The organism is Pseudomonas sp. 15C (assembly GCF_055484735.1).
This window is the reverse complement of record NZ_JBUDGD010000081.1, coordinates 1-18,443: the sequence shown is the minus strand read 5'-3', so window position 1 is coordinate 18,443 and position 18,443 is coordinate 1. Positions and strand designations below refer to the sequence as shown.

15 protein-coding genes and 1 pseudogene are annotated in these 18,443 nt (G+C 62.2%); 5 read left to right on the top strand and 11 right to left on the bottom strand.

From position 1 onward, the window contains the following. Positions 1–282 precede the first annotated feature (282 nt). Positions 283–1,800, top strand: a complete 1,518-nt coding sequence (locus ACYYKW_RS24865) for a sensor domain-containing diguanylate cyclase (RefSeq protein ID WP_464991433.1) — start codon at positions 283–285, stop codon at positions 1,798–1,800. Here the strand turns inward: ACYYKW_RS24865 and ACYYKW_RS24860 are convergent. The 4 genes from ACYYKW_RS24860 to ACYYKW_RS24845 form a co-directional block, all read right to left on the bottom strand. Next, positions 1,792–4,254 (bottom strand): PAS domain-containing protein, encoded by a 2,463-nt coding sequence (locus ACYYKW_RS24860; RefSeq protein WP_464991432.1) that lies wholly within the window; start codon positions 4,252–4,254, stop codon positions 1,792–1,794. The two genes, ACYYKW_RS24865 and ACYYKW_RS24860, sit on opposite strands and share 9 nt — an antisense overlap. Before the next feature lie 122 nt (positions 4,255–4,376). Continuing rightward, on the bottom strand, positions 4,377–5,915 hold the full coding sequence (locus ACYYKW_RS24855; protein ID WP_464991431.1) for a cryptochrome/photolyase family protein: 1,539 nt from the start codon (positions 5,913–5,915) through the stop codon (positions 4,377–4,379). Between the two features lie 154 nt (positions 5,916–6,069). Next, positions 6,070–7,194 (bottom strand): alkene reductase, encoded by a 1,125-nt coding sequence (locus ACYYKW_RS24850; RefSeq protein ID WP_464991430.1) that lies wholly within the window; start codon positions 7,192–7,194, stop codon positions 6,070–6,072. Between the two features lie 95 nt (positions 7,195–7,289). After that, on the bottom strand, positions 7,290–7,967 hold the full coding sequence (locus ACYYKW_RS24845) for a type 1 glutamine amidotransferase domain-containing protein (protein ID WP_464991429.1): 678 nt from the start codon (positions 7,965–7,967) through the stop codon (positions 7,290–7,292). 212 nt (positions 7,968–8,179) lie between these two features. Between ACYYKW_RS24845 and ACYYKW_RS24840 the strand changes: the two genes are divergently transcribed. Together ACYYKW_RS24840 and ACYYKW_RS24835 are read left to right on the top strand one after the other, a co-directional pair. Then, positions 8,180–8,764 carry a TetR/AcrR family transcriptional regulator gene (locus ACYYKW_RS24840; RefSeq protein ID WP_464991428.1) on the top strand — a complete coding sequence of 195 codons (585 nt, stop codon included), beginning with the start codon at positions 8,180–8,182 and terminating at the stop codon, positions 8,762–8,764. Between the two features lie 144 nt (positions 8,765–8,908). Then, the gene (locus tag ACYYKW_RS24835) at positions 8,909–11,035 is read left to right on the top strand and encodes a TonB-dependent siderophore receptor (RefSeq protein ID WP_464991427.1); all 2,127 of its coding nucleotides are present in this window, start codon (positions 8,909–8,911) and stop codon (positions 11,033–11,035) included. 300 nt (positions 11,036–11,335) lie between these two features. Here the strand turns inward: ACYYKW_RS24835 and ACYYKW_RS24830 are convergent, their stop codons facing one another. The 4 genes from ACYYKW_RS24830 to ACYYKW_RS24815 all read right to left on the bottom strand — a co-directional run bounded on the left by ACYYKW_RS24830 (position 11,336) and on the right by ACYYKW_RS24815 (position 15,254). Next, positions 11,336–12,292 carry a 2-hydroxyacid dehydrogenase gene (locus ACYYKW_RS24830; RefSeq protein ID WP_464991426.1) on the bottom strand — a complete coding sequence of 319 codons (957 nt, stop codon included), beginning with the start codon at positions 12,290–12,292 and terminating at the stop codon, positions 11,336–11,338. Between the two features lie 32 nt (positions 12,293–12,324). After that, positions 12,325–13,083, bottom strand: a complete 759-nt coding sequence (locus ACYYKW_RS24825; protein ID WP_093106659.1) for an SDR family oxidoreductase — start codon at positions 13,081–13,083, stop codon at positions 12,325–12,327. A gap of 19 nt (positions 13,084–13,102) precedes the next feature. Further along, entirely contained in the window at positions 13,103–13,807 is a 705-nt protein-coding gene (locus tag ACYYKW_RS24820; protein ID WP_336355575.1) for a fumarylacetoacetate hydrolase family protein, read from the bottom strand. A gap of 97 nt (positions 13,808–13,904) precedes the next feature. Further along, positions 13,905–15,254, bottom strand: coding sequence for an MFS transporter (locus ACYYKW_RS24815; protein WP_093100956.1), 1,350 nt, complete (start codon positions 15,252–15,254; stop codon positions 13,905–13,907). 88 nt (positions 15,255–15,342) lie between these two features. On the opposite strand from ACYYKW_RS24815, the gene ACYYKW_RS24810 reads away from it, so the two are divergent. Both ACYYKW_RS24810 and ACYYKW_RS24805 read left to right on the top strand, forming a co-directional pair. Next, positions 15,343–15,744: a hypothetical protein gene (locus ACYYKW_RS24810; protein WP_464991425.1), complete on the top strand. Its 402-nt coding sequence runs from the start codon at positions 15,343–15,345 to the stop codon at positions 15,742–15,744. A gap of 71 nt (positions 15,745–15,815) precedes the next feature. Then, positions 15,816–16,748, top strand: a complete 933-nt coding sequence (locus ACYYKW_RS24805; RefSeq protein ID WP_090284025.1) for a helix-turn-helix transcriptional regulator — start codon at positions 15,816–15,818, stop codon at positions 16,746–16,748. Positions 16,749–16,759: 11 nt separating this feature from the next. Here the strand turns inward: ACYYKW_RS24805 and ACYYKW_RS24800 are convergent, their stop codons facing one another. The 3 genes and pseudogenes from ACYYKW_RS24800 to ACYYKW_RS24790 all read right to left on the bottom strand — a co-directional run. After that, the gene (locus ACYYKW_RS24800) at positions 16,760–16,924 is read right to left on the bottom strand and encodes a hypothetical protein (RefSeq protein ID WP_157720846.1); all 165 of its coding nucleotides are present in this window, start codon (positions 16,922–16,924) and stop codon (positions 16,760–16,762) included. Between the two features lie 4 nt (positions 16,925–16,928). Continuing rightward, a complete protein-coding gene (locus ACYYKW_RS24795) occupies positions 16,929–17,927 on the bottom strand; it encodes an NADP-dependent oxidoreductase (RefSeq protein ID WP_464991424.1) in 999 nt (332 codons plus the stop codon). After that, positions 17,924–18,346, bottom strand: a pseudogene (locus ACYYKW_RS24790) (SDR family NAD(P)-dependent oxidoreductase); the annotation flags it as partial. The gene ACYYKW_RS24795 and the pseudogene ACYYKW_RS24790, both read right to left, overlap by 4 nt. Positions 18,347–18,443: the final 97 nt, after the last annotated feature.

Sequence of the window (18,443 nt, the reverse complement as noted above, 5' to 3'; positions counted from 1 at the left end):
AAGCCTTTTTGGGTACTTTTTCGGCGTCTGGAAAAAGTGCCTCGCCGTAAGGGCGAAACCCTAAGCCGCCGTTACCGCAGCAACGGATATGTACCCAAACCACACCGCCTGAAAGAAACCCATCGCTTGCAGACAATCTCCCACAGGATATTGCGCAGGATGATGCTGCGCGTTGCCTGGACTGCTTGTATCCTTGCCCCAGCCGAGGACATACGGTCGCTGTCAGGGCCTCGGTCCGCTGACGGCAGGAACGGGAAACCGGACTTTCCATAAGGTACTTTCGTGAAGCGTGATACCCACCTCGTCATCCTCCTGCTACTGGTGATCGGCTGTTCCCTGGCGTCCCTGACCATCTGGAAAGTCCTCGCTTCGCGCGAGCGTGCGCTGGAAGAAATCGACGTCCACGGCCTGAACCTGACGCAAGCACTGGCGACCTATTCCGAAGGCATCGTCCGCCAGAGTTCGCTGTTGTTGCTCGGCCTGGTCGAGCGCCTGGAAACCGAAGGCAGCGGCCCGGCACACATCGAGCGCTTGCGCACGTTGATCAACCATCAACAACCGCTGATGCCGCAACTGAGCGGCATCACCATTTACGACCGCCACGGCCATTGGCTGATGTCATCCAACCGGCCGATTCCCCAAGGCGCCGACAGCAGCGACCGCGCCTATTTCATTCATCACCGCGACGACCCGAGCCGCGAGACGTTCATCGGCCCGCCGATCCGCAGCCGCAGCAATGACGAGTGGGTGATTACCGTCAGTCGCCGCTTCAATGACGATCAGGGCGCGTTCGCCGGGGTGGTCGCGGTGACGCTGGGCGTGCAGAACTTTTTGCGTCTGTTTGGCAAGCTCGATGTCGGTCAGGACGGCGCGATCGGCCTGTCGTACACCGACGGCACGCTGCTGGTGCGCTACCCGTTCCGCGAGCAGGACATGGGCCGCAACTTTTCCCAATCGCCGATCTACGCCAAATATCTGGTTGAGCGTTCGGTGGGCACCGCGTCGTTTACCTCCAGCCTGGACGGCGTTGAACGCCTCTATGCGTTTCGCAAAAGCCAGAAACTGCCGCTGATCACCACGGTCGCCCTCGGCAAACATGAAGCCCTCGCGGCGTGGCGCACGGAGGCCTTGCTGTCAGCGGTGGTGGTCGCCACCCTGTTGGGGCTGACCGGTATCATCGGCTGGTTTCTGTATCGCGATATTCGTCGGCGCACCCAGATCGAAGAAGAGTTGCGGATCGCCCAGCAGCAGTTGCTCGGCTCCAATCGACAACTGGAATTGCTGGCGATGAAGGATGCGCTGACCGCGCTGGCCAACCGTCGCTGCTTCGATCAGACGCTCGCCACCGAAGCGCGCCGGGCCCAGCGTGACGGTACCTCGCTGGCCTTGCTGATGATCGATCTGGATTACTTCAAGCTGTACAACGATTCGCTCGGGCATGTCGCCGGCGACGCGTGCCTGCAGGCAGTCGGCAAACTGCTGGAAGACTCGGTGCGGCGACCGTCGGATCTGGTCGCGCGCTACGGCGGCGAAGAGTTCGGGGTGATCATGCCCGACACCGACGCGGAGGGTGCGGCGGTGGTGGCGCAACTGCTCGTTGATCGCCTCAGGCAGGAACATCTGCCGCATCCCTCCAGCCCACTGGCCCGGGTCAGCGTGAGCATCGGCGTTGCCGCTGGGCAGGGGGCGCAACTGGATGCCGTGCAAAGCCTGATCGAATCCGCCGATCAGGCGCTGTATCAAGCCAAAGCCGCCGGACGCAACGGCTTCGCTGCGTACCGCGGTGAACCCTCACTCTAAGGGTGCGGCCATCAGCCCACTGACCCGTGACACCAACGTGTCGACCGCAAAGGGTTTGGTCAATACCTGCATGCCCGGCCCGAGCTGGCCATTGCCGATCACCGAGTTTTCCGCGTAGCCGGTGATGAACAGGGTTTTGAGCTGCGGGCGGATTTGCCGTCCGGCATCGGCCATCTGCCGACCGTTCATGCCGCCCGGCAGGCCGACGTCGGTGATCAACAGATCGATCTTCGCGCCGGAACGCAGCACTTCAAGCCCTTCGAGGCTGTCCGCCGCTTCGAGCAGGCTGTAGCCGAGGTCTTTGAGAATGTCCTTGAGCAGCAGGCGCACCGACGGCTCGTCGTCAACGATCAGGATGGTCTCGCTGGCCTTGGCAAACGGCGTGCTGGTGCTCTGCGCGTCGTCATTATTGCGTTGCGCCGCGCCGCGATAACGCGGCAGGTAAATGCACATTTCGGTGCCTTGGCCGACCTGCGACTGCACCCGCACCTGACCGCCGGATTGCTTGGTGAAACCGTAGATCATCGACAGCCCCAGCCCGGTGCCTTGACCCAATGGCTTGGTGGTGAAAAACGGATCGAAAGCCTTGGCCATGACTTCGGCGCTCATGCCGGTACCGGTGTCGGTGACGCACAGGCACAGGTACTGACCGGCGGGCATGTCCAGCGCCCGCGCGGCTTCGGCATCGAGCGTACGATTGGCGGTTTCGACGATGATGCGCCCGCCATCGGGCATCGCATCGCGGGCGTTGATGCACAGGTTGAGCAGGGCGTTTTCCAGTTGGCTGGCATCGACCAGCGCCGGCCACAGGTCGGCAGCGATGACGGTCTTCAAGCGGATGCTCGGTCCGACGGTGCGCTGGATCAATTCGGTCATGCCGGCGATCAGCGCGTTGACTTCTGTCGGCCGCGGATCGAGGGTCTGACGCCTGGAGAATGCCAGCAGTCGATGGGTCAGGGCGGCCGCCCGCTTGGCTGCGTCCTGAGCGATTTCCATGTACTTGCCGATGTCCTGCAGTCGACCTTGACTGACCCTTTTGTCGACCAGCTCAAGCGAGGCGCAAATCCCCGCGAGCAGGTTATTGAAGTCATGGGCGAGGCCGCCGGTGAGCTGACCGACCGCTTCCATTTTTTGCGATTGGCGCAGCTTTTCTTCGGCCTGCATCAGCTCGGCGGTGCGTGCCGAAACTCGATGTTCCAGTGTGTCATTCAATGCACGCAGGGCGGCGGTGGCGCGGTCGCGCTCGGCCTCGACATTGCGCCGCTCTTCGACATCGATGAGCACCCCGGGAAAACGCAGTGGCGTGCCGTCCTCGGCGCACTCGACGCGGCCGTTGGCTTCGATCCAGGTGTATTTGCCGTCGGCGCCGCACACGCGGTACTGATGCGAATAGGCACCGCCACGGGCGATCACTTCGTTGATCGCGGCGATCAGTCCGTCACGGTCGTCGGGGTGGACGCTGATGACTATCTGCTCAAGGCTCAGGCCATCGCGGCCCAGCGCCGGGTCGAGATTGAATACCCGGGCGAAGGCTTCATCGACGGAAAAACCATCGGAGGGCAGGTGCCAGTGCCAGGTGCCGATGATCGCGCCGGCGGCGAGGGCCAGTTGCACACGCTCAATGTTTTCGCGGGCCACGGCCTCGCTGACGCGCAGCCGTTCCTGGGCATTGCGGCGTTCGGTGACGTCATTGAACAGAATTGCGATCTGCCGATCGGCCGGCTCGCCAACACGCACGGCGCGCACGTCGAACCAGCGTTCGAAGGTATTGGCATAGTTTTCGAAGTTGGCCGGTTCACCGGTTTTCGCCACATGGCCGTAGGTCTCGAACCAGAACCGCTCCAGGTTCGGCGCAAACTCGGTGACCCATTTGCCGCGTAGATTGACCCCGGCCTGACGCTCGAACGCCGGGTTGGCTTCGACGAAGAAATAATCGATCGGCTGGTCGTCGGCATCGAATTTGACCTTGACGATGGCAAACGCCGCTTCGATGGTTTCGAGGATTGTGCTGAAGCGTTCTTCGCTCAGGCGCAGTGCATTTTCCGCGCTGCGCGAGCGGGTCAGGTCGAGCATCGCGCCGATCATCCGCTCAGGCTGACCGGCGGCGTCGCGGATCAGATGACCGCGATCGAGGACTTCGGCGTAGGAACCGTCGTGGCAGCGAAAGCGGTACTCGGCGCTCCAGGTGGTGCCTGTGCCGTCGATTGCCGAGCGAATCGAGGTGGTCACTCGGCCACGGTCTTGAGTGTGGATCTGCGCAAAACGCCAGTCGCAGGTCGGCTCGATGGCCTCGGCGACGTAGCCGTAGGCCTGTTGCAGTGAGTCGTTCCAGACGATCCGGTCGGTCTTCAGATCCCAGTCCCAGACCGCGTCGCAGGTGGCTTCCACGGCCAGGCGCAGGCGCGTGACCTCGGATTCGAGCTGCTCGCGAGAAAGCTGTTTCAGGACATCCACTCCTCATGCCTTATTGATGGTCGGCTCAGCATTCGAACGGCACGCCGCAACGAACCTCCATGAGCCTGACGCTGTGTCAGCATTGACCCGGCGCGCCACATTTAAGTTGCACGGCCGCGCAGTTATAACGCATCGCCGTTATCCAGCCGCTCGAGCAGGCTCTGCCCGCGTTGCCACAGCGCCTGCTGTTTGGCCAGCGGCATGCGGTCGAGATTTTTGTACATCATGCTCATCCGCTGATTGCCGCGCAGCAGATCGCCGTGGCGCATCAGGAAATGCCAGTACAGGGCGTTGAACGGGCAGGCGTTGTCGGCCGTGGTTTCGCGTACCGAGTAGGCGCAGTCGCGGCAGTAGTCGGACATTCGGTTGATGTACTGGCCGCTGGCGCAGTACGGCTTGGAACCGAGGTAGCCGCCGTCGGCATGCATGACCATGCCGAGGGTGTTGGGCAACTCGACCCAGTCGAACGCGTCCATGTAAATCGCCAGGTACCAGTCGCAGATCTGGCGCGGCGCGATGCCGGCGAGCAGGGCGAAATTGCCGGTCACCATCAGTCGCTGAATATGGTGGGCGTACGCGTGCTGGAGGCTTTGGCCGATGGCCTGGCGCATGCAGTTCATTTGCGTGGCGCCGGTCCAGTAGAACTCCGGCAGGGCACGCTGATTGGCGAAGACATTGCCGTCGGCGTACTCAGGCATTTTCAGCCAGTACACGCCACGCACGTATTCGCGCCAGCCGATCAATTGGCGAATGAAGCCTTCGGCGGCATTCAGGGCAATCGCGCCGGACCAGTACGCAGATTCGACGTCGCTGCACAGCTGGCGCAGATCGAGCAGACCGATGTTCAACGCAGCGCTGATGCGGGCGTGGAACAGGAACGGCTCGTCGCTGGCCATCGCATCCTGATAGTCACCGAAACCGGCTAGACCATAGTCGAGAAAACAAGCCCAGAGTGACTGCGCGTCGGCGTGGGTCACCGGGTAATTGAAATCGTCGAGGCTGCCGTAGTGACTGGCGAAACGCGCAGCGACCAGCGCCAACACGTCGTGTGTGATCGCGTCGTTGGCAAAGCGCGCGGGGTAGGGTGGCTTGGCGCCTTTGGGCAGGGCTTTGCGGTTGTCGCTGTCGAAGTTCCAGGCGCCGCCGACCGGGGTGCCATCACCGTTGAGCAGCAGCCGGCTTTTGCGGCGCATGTCGCGGTAGAAGTACTCCATGCGCAGCTGTTTCTTTCCGGCGGCCCAGGCGCGGAATTCATCGCGCGAACAGAGGAAACGCTGGTCGGCGTGCCAGTGAATGGGCAGTCCGCAATCTTTCACTGATTGTTCCAGACGCCAGTCGCCGCATTCAGTGAGGTGCACTTGCTGCGCTTGCAAAAGCGCCTGCCAGCGCTTGAGTTCGCCGGGCACCGAGCCGCTGTTCTGCGGGTCGTCGAGGGTGACGTAATGCACCCGCATGCCCTGGGCTTGCAGGGCCTTGGCGAAGTGGCGCATGGCGCTGAAGATCAGCGCGATCTTTTGCGGATGGTGGGCGACATGGGTGGTCTCTTCCATGACCTCGACCAGCAGCACAGCGTCGTGCTCGCGGTCGAGATCGGCGAGGCAAGCGAGGTCGAACGACAACTGGTCGCCCAGCACCAGACAGAGCCGATGGGTGGTGTTCATGTGCACGGATTCAGGTGAGGAGCAGCAACGGGTGCTCGGCCAGGGATTCGTTGTTTTGGCTGCGAATACTTATACAGATTGTAGCTCGTGTATAGATATTTGCGCGCTATTGAACGAAAACCTGCGGTGCCTGAATCGTGCACAGATCGCCGGGTTAGCCGCCGTATGACGGGTAGTCGGTATAGCCCTCAGCGCCACCACCGTAGACGGTCGCCGGGTTCAGCACATTCAGCGGCCAGCCGTTGGCGATGCGCGCCGGCAGGTCAGGGTTGGCCATGAACGGACGGCCGAACGCGACCAGATCCGCCAGGCCGGATTCCAGCAAGCGCGCGCCGGATTCGGCGGTATAGCGCCCGGCATAAATGATCGCGCCGCTGAAGGTGTCGCGCACGGCCTGACGGAAAGTCACGGGCATTTCGGGGGCGTTGTCCCAGTCCGCTTCGGCGATGGACAGATAGGCGATGCCCACGTCCTCAAGGATCTTGATCGCTTCGATGTAGGTAGTGTGCGGATCGTCTTCGACCAGGCCCAGATACGTCCGCGCTTCATCAGTGGTGGTGAACAGCGGCGCGAAGCGCACGCCGACCTTGTCCTTGCCAATGCATTCGGCGACGCCGGCGACCACGTCACGCAGAAAGCGCAGGCGATTGTGCAGCGAGCCACCGTATTGATCGTCGCGCAGGTTGCTGTGCGTCGAGATGAATTGATTGACCAGATAACCATTGGCGCAGTGCAACTCGATGCCGTCGAAACCGGCGTCCATCGCATTGCGCGCGGCCTGGATATACAACTGCACCAGTTCTTCGACTTCCAGCGTGCTGAGTGCACGCGGCGCCGAAGGGCTGACCAGTTCACCGGCGCCGGGCGCGGTTTCGATGAACACGCTGACCCGATCGGTCGCCACCGCGGAGGCCGAAACGGGGGCCGCGCCATCGGGTTGCAGTGCGTTGTGCGAGACCCGGCCAACGTGCCACAACTGGGCGAAAATAACCCCGCCTGCGCCATGCACGGCCTCGGTGACCTTGCGCCAACCGGCGATTTGCTCCGGGGTATGGATGCCCGGCGTCCACGCATAACCCTGGCCGCGCGGTTCGATCTGCGTGCCTTCGGTGATCAGCAGGCCGGCGCCGGCACGTTGCTGGTAATACTCGGCCATCAGCGCGTTGGCGACATTGCCCGGTTGCGTGCTGCGCTGGCGGGTCAGGGGCGGCAGGACGATGCGATTTTTCAGGGTGTGACCGCCAAGGGTGACGGGGTTAAAAAACGGGTTGTGCTTCATGGAGTGACCTTGAGTAATTAGACCAGTCGACTATTAATCGAATGGAAAAAAACGCCGCGCTAACCGCGCACGGCGTTCCTGGGGCTTTGGCGTACTTAGCCGAGCAGTTTCAGCAGTTTCTCGGCAACGGCGGCGGAGCTGGCCGGGTTCTGACCGGTGACCAGTTGCCCGTCGGCAACCACGTGTACCTGCCAGTCAGCGACTTTCGAGTATTGACCGCCCAGACGCTGGAACTCGTCTTCGATCAAGAACGGCACGACGTCAGTGAGGCCGACCGCTGCTTCTTCAGCGTTGGTAAAACCGGTGACGTTGCGGCCCTTGACGATTGGCTGGCCGTCCGCCCGTACCACATGCAGCAGCACGCCCGGTGCGTGGCAGACAAAACCGTGCGGCTTGTTGGCGCGGTCGAAGGCTTCGATCAGGGCGATCGAATGCTTGTCCTCGGTCAGATCCCACAGCGGGCCATGGCCGCCTGGGTAGAACACCGCATCGAAATCTTCTGCGGTGACCTCGGCCAGGCGTCCGGTGTTTGCCAGCGCTTGCTGGGCGGCCGGGTCCTGGCGGAAGCGATCGGTTTCAGCGGTCTGCGCGCCGGGCTCGTCGCTTTTCGGGTCGAGCGGTGGCTGACCACCGGCCGGCGAGACCAGCGTGACGTCAGCGCCGGCATCCTTGAAGGCGTAGTAGGGGGCGGCGAATTCTTCCAGCCAGAAACCGGTTTTCTTGCCGGTGTTGCCGAGTTGATCGTGAGAGGTCAGCACCATCAGGATTTTCATAAACGCACCTTTGTGTAGGTCAGGTGTTTCGTGGGAGAGGGATTCGCCCATCGCTGGCACCCGGCAGAAATCGTTTGTCGGGGCGCAGCATAGATCTCAATTAGACCAGTCGTCTAGTAATTTTTTATCTTTGGTTTTTTCGGTGTCAGGTATGGCAAACTCGCCTTCCTTCTAAGCATACGACTGGTCTATTGCCAGCTAATTCTTGCCCCATGAAACCGACCTACGACGACACCCGCCAACATTTGCTCGACACCGGCCACCGGATGATGGCCGAGAAGGGCTTCACCAGCGTTGGCCTCAACGAGATCCTGCAGACCGCCGGTGTGCCCAAGGGCTCGTTCTATCATTACTTCAAATCCAAAGAGCTGTACGGCCAGGCGCTGCTCGAGGATTACTTCGTCGGCTACCTCGCCGACATGGAACGGCGCCTGACGCTGCCGGGGCTCAACGCCTATGAGCGGCTGATGGATTACTGGCAGGGCTGGCTGAACCGCTGCACCCTCGAAGGCCACGGCGATGAATGCCTGGTGGTGAAACTCAGCGCCGAGGTCGCCGACCTCTCCGAGTCGATGCGCCTGACCTTGCGCGATGGGGCCGAGCGCGTGGTATCGCGCATCACCGAATGCCTCGAACAGGGCCAGGCGGACGGCAGCGTGCCCAAGGGCGATGCCCGGCATCTGGCGGAAACCCTGTATCAGCTGTGGCTGGGCGCCAGCCTGTTGAACAAGTTGCAGCGCACCGGGCAGTCGCTGCAAACCTCGATGGCGATGACCACGCGGCTACTGGGCCACTGATTCGAAACGCTGCGGGTCAGCAATCCTGACCAACATGACAAATAAGAATAAGTTTCAATTACGCATTGCACTGGTATACCATGCGCGCCGCTTCGCTGGCAGTTCTGCCATCCGTTCTGGCCTATTCGTAAAGGTTTCCTTTTCATGCGTCGTACTCTGCTTTCCATTTGCGTGCTGCAGGCGTTGTCTTCTTCTTCGTGGGCCGAACAGGCTGTTAACGCACCCTCAGTGCTTGAGCTGGACGCCACCGATGTGGTCGGCACGGCAGATTACGAACGGGCCGACGGCCCGGTGCAGGGCTATCGCGCGACGCGTTCGGCCAGTGCCACGCGCACCGACACGGCGATCCATGAAACCGCGCAATCGATCAGCGTAGTGACCAAAGATGCGGTCGAGGACATCGGCGCGACGCGCTTGCAGGACGCCCTGGATTACGCCGGCGGCGTCGGCCGCGCGAACAATTTCGGCGGCCAGGGCCTGACCACCTTCACCGTGCGCGGCTTCACCACCGGCGAGTTTTATCGCAACGGTTTCCCGATCAACCGCGGCTATCCGAACATGCCCGACGCCAACACCATCGAGCGTCTGGAAGTGCTGCGCGGCCCGGCCACCACGCTCTACGGCCGCGGCGATCCCGGCGGCACCTTCAACGTCGTGTCCAAACAACCGCTGGCCGAGCGCACCGTCACGCTGGGTAGCCAGCTCAGCGATCAAGGCATGCAGCGCGGCACCCTCGACGCTTCCGGGCCGCTCGATGAAGAAGGTCGCCTGGCCTATCGGCTCAACGTGGTGGGCGAGGGCGGCGATACCTTTCGCGACCACGTCGAGACCGAACGCTACGGCATCACGCCGGTGCTGAGCTGGCAGGCGACCGATGCAACCAAGGTGATTTTCGAAGGCGATTTCATGCGCAACAATGCGCCGCTCGACCGTGGCGTGACGCGCTATACAAAGCAGATCGGCACCGCCTCGCGCGACACTTTCTTCGGTGAGAAGGACGTCGGCAAACTGCACAATGACAACAACATGGCCCAGTTGCGTTTCGAGCACCTGCTCAACGACGACTGGACCCTGGGCGGTGGTTTCCAGTGGCTCGACGGTTCGCTTAAAGGCAACGCGATCGAAGCCAACGGCATCGCTGCTGACGGTCGCACCCTGGGGCGCAATTTCAACTACCGCAAGCTGGAATGGACCGACAAGGACACCCAGCTGAATCTGACCGGGCACTTCAGCACCGGCGGTCTGCAGCACACCTTGCTCACCGGCATCGAATACGAAGACTACGACTACAAGTCGATCATCCAGCGCTCCAGCGGCGCGGTCGGTGCCTACCCGATCGACATCTTCGATCCGGTCTACGGCCAGCCGCGCCCGGCCCTGACCCGCACGCCGACCCACGACAAGGAAAACCTCAAGACCTACGCCGCCTTCGTGCAGGATCAGGTGGCGTTGACCGAGCGCCTGAAAGTGCTGGCCGGGGCGCGTTTCGAGCGTTTCGAACACGACTATGAAACCTACGTGCCGGGCGGCAAGAGTTGGCAGGCGGCGGATAACGCGGTGACCCCGCGACTGGGCGTGACCTACGATCTGACCGAAACCCTCGCGATTTACGCCAACACCGCGCGCTCGTTCAAACCCAATACCGGCGCCAGCCGCGTCGGTGGCGGCTTTGCCCCGGAGAAAGGCAAATCCTATGAAATGGGCCTCAAGTGGGAGGCGCTGGATCATCAGTTGAGCATCGACGCGGCGATCTACCAGATCGAAAAACGCAACGTGCTGACTACCGACCCGGTCGACTCGACCTTCAGCGTCGCCGCAGGCGAGGTGCGCAGTCGTGGTTTCGACTTGAACGTCGCCGGCAACCTGACCCCGGAGTGGCGGGTCATCGGCGGCTATGCCTATGTCGATGCCGAAGTGACCAAGGACAACACGATCCGCTCCGGCACCCGCTTGCTGAACATTCCACAAAACAGCTTCAGCCTGCTCAACGTCTACGAATTCCAGGACGGCGCCCTCAAAGGCCTGGGCCTCGGCACCGGACTCAAGTATGTCGACGAACGCGCCGGGCAAACCGCCAATACCGCGTTTTCGATGGACAGCTACACGGTGGTCGATTTGCTGGGCTTTTATAAGGTCAACGACAAGGTCCGGCTCAACCTTGATCTGAAGAATCTGTTCGATCGTGATTATGAGGAAGGAGCGTTCGGCAACGTCTACGCCTATCCGGGCGCGCCGCGGACGGTGCAGGTGGGGATTTCGTATACCTTGTGAGGTGGTTTGGGATCTGCGTGAACAGCGGCCCCTCACCCCAGCCCTCCCGAAACGTCGGACCGCCCAGAGGGAGAGGGAGCCGACCGAGTCGATCCTGATCGTTCCCACGCGGAGCAACCTGATCGTCCCCACGCGGAGCAACCTGATCGTTCCCACGCTCTGCGTGGGAATGCAGCCCCGGACGCTCTGCGTCCAAAAGCGTGACGCAGAGCGTCACAAGAGGCGTTCCCACGCAGAGCGTGGGAACGATCAGGTTGGGGCGCTCGGGCTGGTGCAGGGCTGCCATTTCAGCCGCGGCGCTTACCCGGTGACACACCCCTGCGGCACCTTGCCGGCAAAGCTGTCGAGCAGGCTGGCAACCACCATTTCGCCCATGCGCGTTCGCGTCTGCAAGGTGGCGCTGGCGCGGTGCGGTTGCAGCACCACCTGTTCGTTGCTGAACAAGGCTTCTGGCACATTCGGTTCATCGACAAACACATCCAGCCCGGCCCCGGCGATCTCGCCGGCCGTCAGCGCCGCCAGCAGGTCCGCTTCGTTGACCAGTTTGCCGCGCGCCACGTTGATCAGATAACCGCCCTTGCCCAAGGCTTGCAGGACGTCGGCGTTGATGATCGCTTCAGCCTTGTCGGCGGCGGCGGCGAGAATCAGCGCGTCGCTGTCGCGGGCCAGTTGTTTAAGATCGGCGACGAAGGTGTGGCTGACATCGCTCATCGGCTGCAGATCGGTGTAACTGATCGGGCAGCCGAACGCGGCGGCGCGGCTAGCCACTGCACGACCGACCCGGCCCATGCCGACGATGCCGATGCGCATGCCCGACACCTGTCGCGCCAGTGGCAGCGGCGCCAGCGGCGTCGGGCTGTGCGGCCATTCACCCGAGCGCACGTAGCGATCACTGGTGCACAAACCGCGACACACGGCGATCAGCAAACCGATGGCGAGGTCGGCGACGTCTTCGGTCAGCGCGCCAATGGTTGCTGTAACGCGAATACCACGATCGCGGGCGTACGCCAGGTCGACCGCATCGGTGCCGACCCCATTGACCGCCACCACTTCCAGTCGCGGCAATTGCGCCATCAACGCCTGGCTGATGCCGGTGTGCCCGCCGGTGACCACCCCGCGAATATTGGCGCCATGCTCACGCAAATAGGCGGCTTTGTCGGCCTGCTGGAAATAGCGTCTGACGGTGAACAGTTCATCGAGACGGGCATTGATTTCAGGAATCAGGATCGGGCTCAACTGCAAGACTTCGGGCTTCATGTAAACCTCACTTACCGAATAAAAAGGCCGGCTCAACCGCGGCCGGCAAACGGCATGGCAGTGGCCATGACGGTCATGTTCAGAACGTTGGCCGACAGCGGCAGGCCAGCGATGTAGCGCACCGCTTCGGCGACGTGTTTGACATCGACCATCGGCTCGACGGCGATGCTGCCGTTGGCCTGGCGCACGCCGCGGGTCATGCGCTCGGACATTTCGGTCAACGCGTTGCCGATGTCGATCTGGCTGCAGGCGATATTGAATTCGCGACCGTCCAGCGCCAGCGATTTGCTCAGGCCCAGCACCGCGTGTTTGCTGGCGGTATAGGCGCTGCTGAACGGGCGCGGCGTGTGCGCGGAAATCGAACCGTTGTTGATGATGCGTCCACCCTGTGGCTGCTGGCGGCGCATCAGGCCGAAGGCGCCGCGGGCACACAGGAAAACCCCGTTGAGATTGGTGTCGATCACGTTGCGCCACTGCTCGAAGGTCAGTTCATCCAGCGGCACGGCGGGGGCATTGACCCCGGCATTGTTGAACACCACGTCGAGTCGCCCGTAGACCTCGGCAATGCTGGCGAACAGCGCGTCGACACTGGCGGGGTCGCGCACGTCGGTGGGTACCGCCAGCGCTTGGTGGCCTTCGCTTGTCGCCAGTTCGACCAGCGCTTGCAAAGGTTCCGCTCGGCGTCCGGCGGCGACCACGGTGAACCCGTCGGCCATCAGGCCCAGCGCCACGGCGCGACCGATGCCGCTGCCGGCACCGGTGACCAGCGCAACTTTTAGCGGAGATGAAATGGACATGCTGAGGTTCTCCTTATGCAAATGACTGCGGACGAGCGCCGACGCGCATTTCCAATTGACCGATGCCATCGATGCCGGCGCTGATCAGGTCGCCGGGCTGCAGCGCATCGACGCCCGCCGGGCTGCCAGTCATGATCAGATCGCCGGCGCGTAACGCCACCGAACGAGAGATGCGGCTGATCACTTCGCTGACCGACCAGATCTGATTGTCCAGGCTGTCACGCTGGCGTTCCTCGCCGTTGACGTTGAGCCACAACTCGCCCTCGGGATGGCCGCTGCGACTGACCGGCACAATCGCCGTCATCGGCGCGGCGCCATCAAAAACCTTGGCGCCTTCCCACGGCAGGCCCTTGCTCTTGGCCGCCAGTTGCACGTCGCGGCGGGTCAGGTCGAGCCCGGCGGCGTAGCCCCAGACATAGGCCAGCGCCTGGCTTTCGGGAATGTTCGCGCCGCCTTCGCCAATCGCCACCACCAGTTCGATTTCATGGACGAATTCTTCGGTCAGCGGCGGGTAGGCCACTTCACCGACGGCATCGATGACGTTGCTCGCCGGCTTCATGAAAAACACCGGAGGCTGGCGCGACTGGCCCTGGCTGTCCGGCCACGGGTAGTTGCGACCGACACAAAACACCCGACCGACAGGAAAGCGTTGCGCGCTGCCCACCACCGGCAAGGTCGCGGGCAGATCCGGAGTGAAAACGTATTCAGTCATGTTCATCCTGTGAGGTCCTGTGTGTGAGATCAGCCTACGGCGGCGCGCGTCGGTGTAGTTGGACGAATGCCGCTTCGGCTTGGAGAAAACGGTGCTGTTGTGCTCAGCGTGGTTTCAGTTCGATGCGATACAAACGGCCGAGCAGCAGCGAATAGGAGAGGGTGCCGATCAGCGCCACGCCGCCGATGAACCAGAACGCCCAGGCGAACGAGCCGGTGGCATGCACGATGGCGCCAATCACGATCGGCGTGACGATGCCGCCGATGTTCGCCGCCAAGCTGGTGATGCCGCCGGTCAGGCCGATCAGCTCCTTCGGCGCGACTTCCGAGACCGCCGCCCATGAAGACGAGGCGATGCCTTGAGCGAAAAAAGCGATGGTCAGCACGGCAATGCAGATCGTGTTCGAGTCGGTGAAATTCACCAGCACGATCGACATGCCCAGCATCGACCCGACCACCAGCGGCAACTTGCGGGCGAACGACATCGAGTAGCCCCGGCGGATCAGCCCGTCTGAGACGATCCCGGCCAGGAGGATGCCCACGGTGGCGCCGACGAAGGGCAACACGGCGAAGATCCCGGCCTTGATCATCGTCAGTTGGCGTTCTTCGATGAGGTAAGTGGGGAACCAGGTCAGGAAGAAATACAGCGCTGAAGTACTGGCGAATTTGCCGATGCAGATCGCCCAGACCTGACGGTAGCTGAACAGCTCGGCGATCTGCCGCCAGTTGAAACGGGTGCGTTCCTGACTGCTTTTGACCAGACCGCCGCCCGCTTCGATGTACTGCAATTCGGCCTTGCTGACCTTTTTGCAATTGAGCGGATCGCGATACAGGTACAGCCACAGCACACCGAAAACGATGCCCAGTGCGCCGGTGCTGTAGAACACGTGGCGCCAGTCGAAGGTGGTCGCCAGCCACAGCAGCGCGCCGGTGAACAGCGCCGTGCCGAGGTACTGGCCGCAGACGTATATGCTGCTCGCCAGTCCGCGTTCGCGCGCCGGAAACCACACCGTCACCGCGCGGCTGTTGGCCGGGAACGCTGGAGCTTCCATGGCGCCGACCGCCAAACGCAGGCCGAACAGCGACGCGAAACCGGTGGCGAAGCCTTGGCACACGGTGACCGTCGACCAACTGATCAGCGACACCCCATAAGTGAAGCGCGAACCAAAGCGGTCGGCGATGAACCCGGCCGGCACCAGCGCCAGCGCATAGGTCCAGGCGAACGCGGAGAAGATCAGGCCCATCTCGATCTTGTCCAGGCCCAGATCCTTGGCCATGAACGGTGCGGCGATCGAGATATTGACCCGGTCGATGTAGTTGATGATGGTCGCGATCAGCAACAGCGACAACATGAACCAGCGCCGCCGCGAGGGCAGGCGTTGCGGCACCACGGCGTCGCGCGCGCCGGCAATAACCGGCGGCACACTGGCTTGAGAAGCATGGGAATTGGACATGGACGGACCTCGTTATTGTTAGAAGGGTCGAGAGGTTTTCGCGCAGCCGAAGGCCTTGCCCAGAAGCATCGGGGCAGACAGATCGGCGTTGAAAAACGACGGCACGAAGGCCCGGCGTCAGACGTTCAGGGACGTCTCACGGCAGGCCGGTTCGGCGGGATCGGGAGGGGTGGCGAGGGGCAATGGCTGGATCATGACGTGCACACCTTTGATTGTTTTTGGAGGAGGCTGGGCTGCGTTGGCTATTACAGTGGTCGTACAACCTCGTCAGATCAAGCCAGGGGTTAGAACGTTTTTTCTTATGACGCGGGCGCTGCTTAAACCTGTCCAAGAAAAAAATCTGCGTGCGACGCTTCAGAATCAATCGGATATGCGATTTAAGATGTTGAAAATAAAGAGAAATACGTTTTGGGATGGCTTCAGGTTTTTTGGACAGGCGAACGGCCACTTCCGCGGAGAAAAAATCATCGAGCATAAGGTCGTCGTATGACCGCTTGCTGCGCCGCTGGCTTGCCTGCAAGATGATTCGTGCCCCACGTACCTGCCGAGGACCCTCAGCCGATGTCGTTACCGCACCGGATTCCCACCTACGTCATGCAGCAACGCAGCGAATTGACCGATTTCTACATTCGCGACAAAAAGGGCCGCCGCGCCGAAACCGCGCCGCATCGCCACGAATACTTTCAGATCCAGATCAACCTCGGCGGCGACACCGTGCAGCACATCGGCAACGTCGAGCGTCCGTTCCCGCGCAACACCCTGGCGTTCATCCTGCCGCACCGTGTGCATGTGATTCCGCACCCGGCAGAGAGCAATTTCATCGTCATCAATTTTTCCCAGACGTTCCTGTTGCCGCACTTGCAGTGCGACCCGATGGACCTCGAAGAAGTGTCGATCCTGCTGGCGCCGGAGCTGTCACCGTTCCGGTTTCAGGAGCATCTGGATTTCATTCTCGCGGATGCGGATTTCGCCGGGGTCTGTGCGCTGATCGAGCAGATGCGCCGCCTCGACGAGAATCGCCAGTTCGGCACGCGGGAGATGCTCAAGGGCTTGCTGCTGCAGTTGATCGGCAGCGTGTGTTTTCTGTACGCCGAGCCGCTCAAGCGCCTGGCCGAAGAAAACGCCGCCGAGGTCAGCCGACGCGATGCGCTGAGCCGCATGTTCGAATACCTGCGCAAGAACATCGCCGACCCGGATCTCAACCTGATCAAAGTGGCGGCGGCGACGTACCTGTCACCGACCTATCTGACCCACTGGCTGCGCAAGGAAATCGGCAAGACCTTCACCGAACTGGTGCTCGAACGGCGGATGCACGCGGCGCGCAATTTCCTCCTCAACAGCACCCGCTCCGTGGGCGAGGTGGCGCGCTTGTGCGGATTTGCCGACGAGGCGTATTTCTCCCGGCGTTTCCGGCAGATTCACGGCCAGCCGCCGGGGCAGTTCCGCCGCCGGCAGCTCAACCCGGATACGCCGCAAACGCCGTTGAATACCTGACGGGCAACGTGTCAGGGCTCAAGCAACAAGGGCCGCCATATGATGGCGGCCGGGTCGAGCAGGGTGGCTGGCGGCTCGGTCGCGGGCGTTTGCTCCTTCTCGGGCGCAGTTGTGCCGAACGGCTGTGTGTTGGCAGGCGAATCTTCGGCGTAGCCGGCAACGTCATCGACAGGCATGCGGCTATTTCATCCGCACAACGACTTTACCCTTGGCGCGGCCCTGTTCGACATAAGCCAGCGCTTGCCCAGTCGACTCAAACGCAAAGCTGCGATCCAAGACCGGCGCCAGCTTGCCGGCCTCGATCAACGCGCTGATGTCGCGCAGCTGCACGCCGTTGGCCCGCATGAACAGGAAACTGTAACTGACGTTGTGCCGGCGAGCCCTGCGACGGATCTTCAGGCTCAACAAGCGCATGACTTGCCGCAGCGGCCAGGCCAGACCTTGCGCCTTGGCGAATTCCGCAGTGGGCGGGCCGGAGATGGAAATCAGCCGACCGCCGGGTTTGAGCACTTTCAGTGAGTTCTCCAGCACATCACTACCAAGGCTGTTGAGCACCACGTCGTAACCGCGTAGCTCATCCTCGAAACGCTGGTGTTTGTAGTCGATCACCACGTCCGCGCCCAGTGCCTTGACCCACTCGACATTCGCCGTGCTGGTGGTGGTCGCGACAAACGCGCCGAGGTGTTTGGCCAGTTGAATCGCGACCGTGCCGACGCCGCCGGAGCCGGCATGGATCAGCACTTTCTGCCCGGCGCGCAACTGCGCGATGTCGACCAGCGCTTGCCAGGCAGTCAACGTCACCAACGGAATCGCCGCGGCCTGTTCCATATTGAGGTTGGCGGGCTTGCGCGCGACCGCATGCTGATTCACCGCGATCCGCTCGGCAAAGGTGCCGATGCGCTGTTCCGGCACCCGCGCATAGACCTCATCACCAGGTTTGAAAGCCGTGACCGCTGCGCCGGTCGAGATCACCACACCGGCGACATCGTTGCCGAGTACCAACGGCAGTGCGTACGGCAGAATCAACTTGAATTCACCGCGGCGGATCTTCGAATCGAGGACATTGACGCTCGCCGCGTGCACCTCGATCAGGACGTCGTCAGGCCCAGGCGCGGGCTCGGCGACGTCGCTGATGTGCCCGTTGTGTTTGCCGTAGCGGTCGATGAGAAAAGCTTTCATGGCAGGTAACGCTCGGCAACCGCGGACTGGCGAATCTGCCCGAGCAAACCTTGCCGCGCGGTTTGCAGGTCATCCCAGCGCTGGCCTTCATGCAGCGGTGGAATGGTCACCGGCTCGCGGCGATCGAAACCGACCAGTGCGGCGTCGACCAGATCGCTGACTTCCATGATTTCGCTCAGGGTGTTGATGTCGATGCCTGCGCGATCCCAGATTTCCGTGCGGGTCGCGGCGGGCAGCACAGCTTGCACGTACACGCCCAGCGGCGTCAGTTCCAGGCTCAGGCCTTGCGAAAGGAACAGCACAAACGCCTTGGTCGCGCCGTAAACCGACATGCCGAACTCTGGCGCCAGTCCGACCACCGAACCGATATTGATGATCGCACCTTCACCGGCCTTGGCCAGACGCGGCGCAATCGCGGCGACAGGCTGGAAGTCAACTAAGCTGAATGTTCAACGCCAGGAGGCCGGTCATTGACCGGCCTTTTTTGATTTTGTGCGGTGACGAGCTGATGGGCTC

Excerpts from the sequence above, each read along its gene's own strand:
- ACYYKW_RS24855 (WP_464991431.1), bottom strand. The coding sequence starts at position 5,915 with ATGAACACCACCCATCGGCTCTGTCTGGTGCTGGGCGACCAGTTGTCG.
- ACYYKW_RS24850 (WP_464991430.1), bottom strand. The coding sequence starts at position 7,194 with ATGAAGCACAACCCGTTTTTTAACCCCGTCACCCTTGGCGGTCACACC.
- ACYYKW_RS24845 (WP_464991429.1), bottom strand. The coding sequence starts at position 7,967 with ATGAAAATCCTGATGGTGCTGACCTCTCACGATCAACTCGGCAACACC.
- ACYYKW_RS24840 (WP_464991428.1), top strand. The coding sequence starts at position 8,180 with ATGAAACCGACCTACGACGACACCCGCCAACATTTGCTCGACACCGGC.
- ACYYKW_RS24835 (WP_464991427.1), top strand. The coding sequence starts at position 8,909 with ATGCGTCGTACTCTGCTTTCCATTTGCGTGCTGCAGGCGTTGTCTTCT.
- ACYYKW_RS24830 (WP_464991426.1), bottom strand. The coding sequence starts at position 12,292 with ATGAAGCCCGAAGTCTTGCAGTTGAGCCCGATCCTGATTCCTGAAATC.
- ACYYKW_RS24820 (WP_336355575.1), bottom strand. The coding sequence starts at position 13,807 with ATGAACATGACTGAATACGTTTTCACTCCGGATCTGCCCGCGACCTTG.
- ACYYKW_RS24815 (WP_093100956.1), bottom strand. The coding sequence starts at position 15,254 with ATGTCCAATTCCCATGCTTCTCAAGCCAGTGTGCCGCCGGTTATTGCC.
- ACYYKW_RS24805 (WP_090284025.1), top strand. The coding sequence starts at position 15,816 with ATGTCGTTACCGCACCGGATTCCCACCTACGTCATGCAGCAACGCAGC.
- ACYYKW_RS24800 (WP_157720846.1), bottom strand. The coding sequence starts at position 16,924 with ATGCCTGTCGATGACGTTGCCGGCTACGCCGAAGATTCGCCTGCCAAC.
- ACYYKW_RS24795 (WP_464991424.1), bottom strand. The coding sequence starts at position 17,927 with ATGAAAGCTTTTCTCATCGACCGCTACGGCAAACACAACGGGCACATC.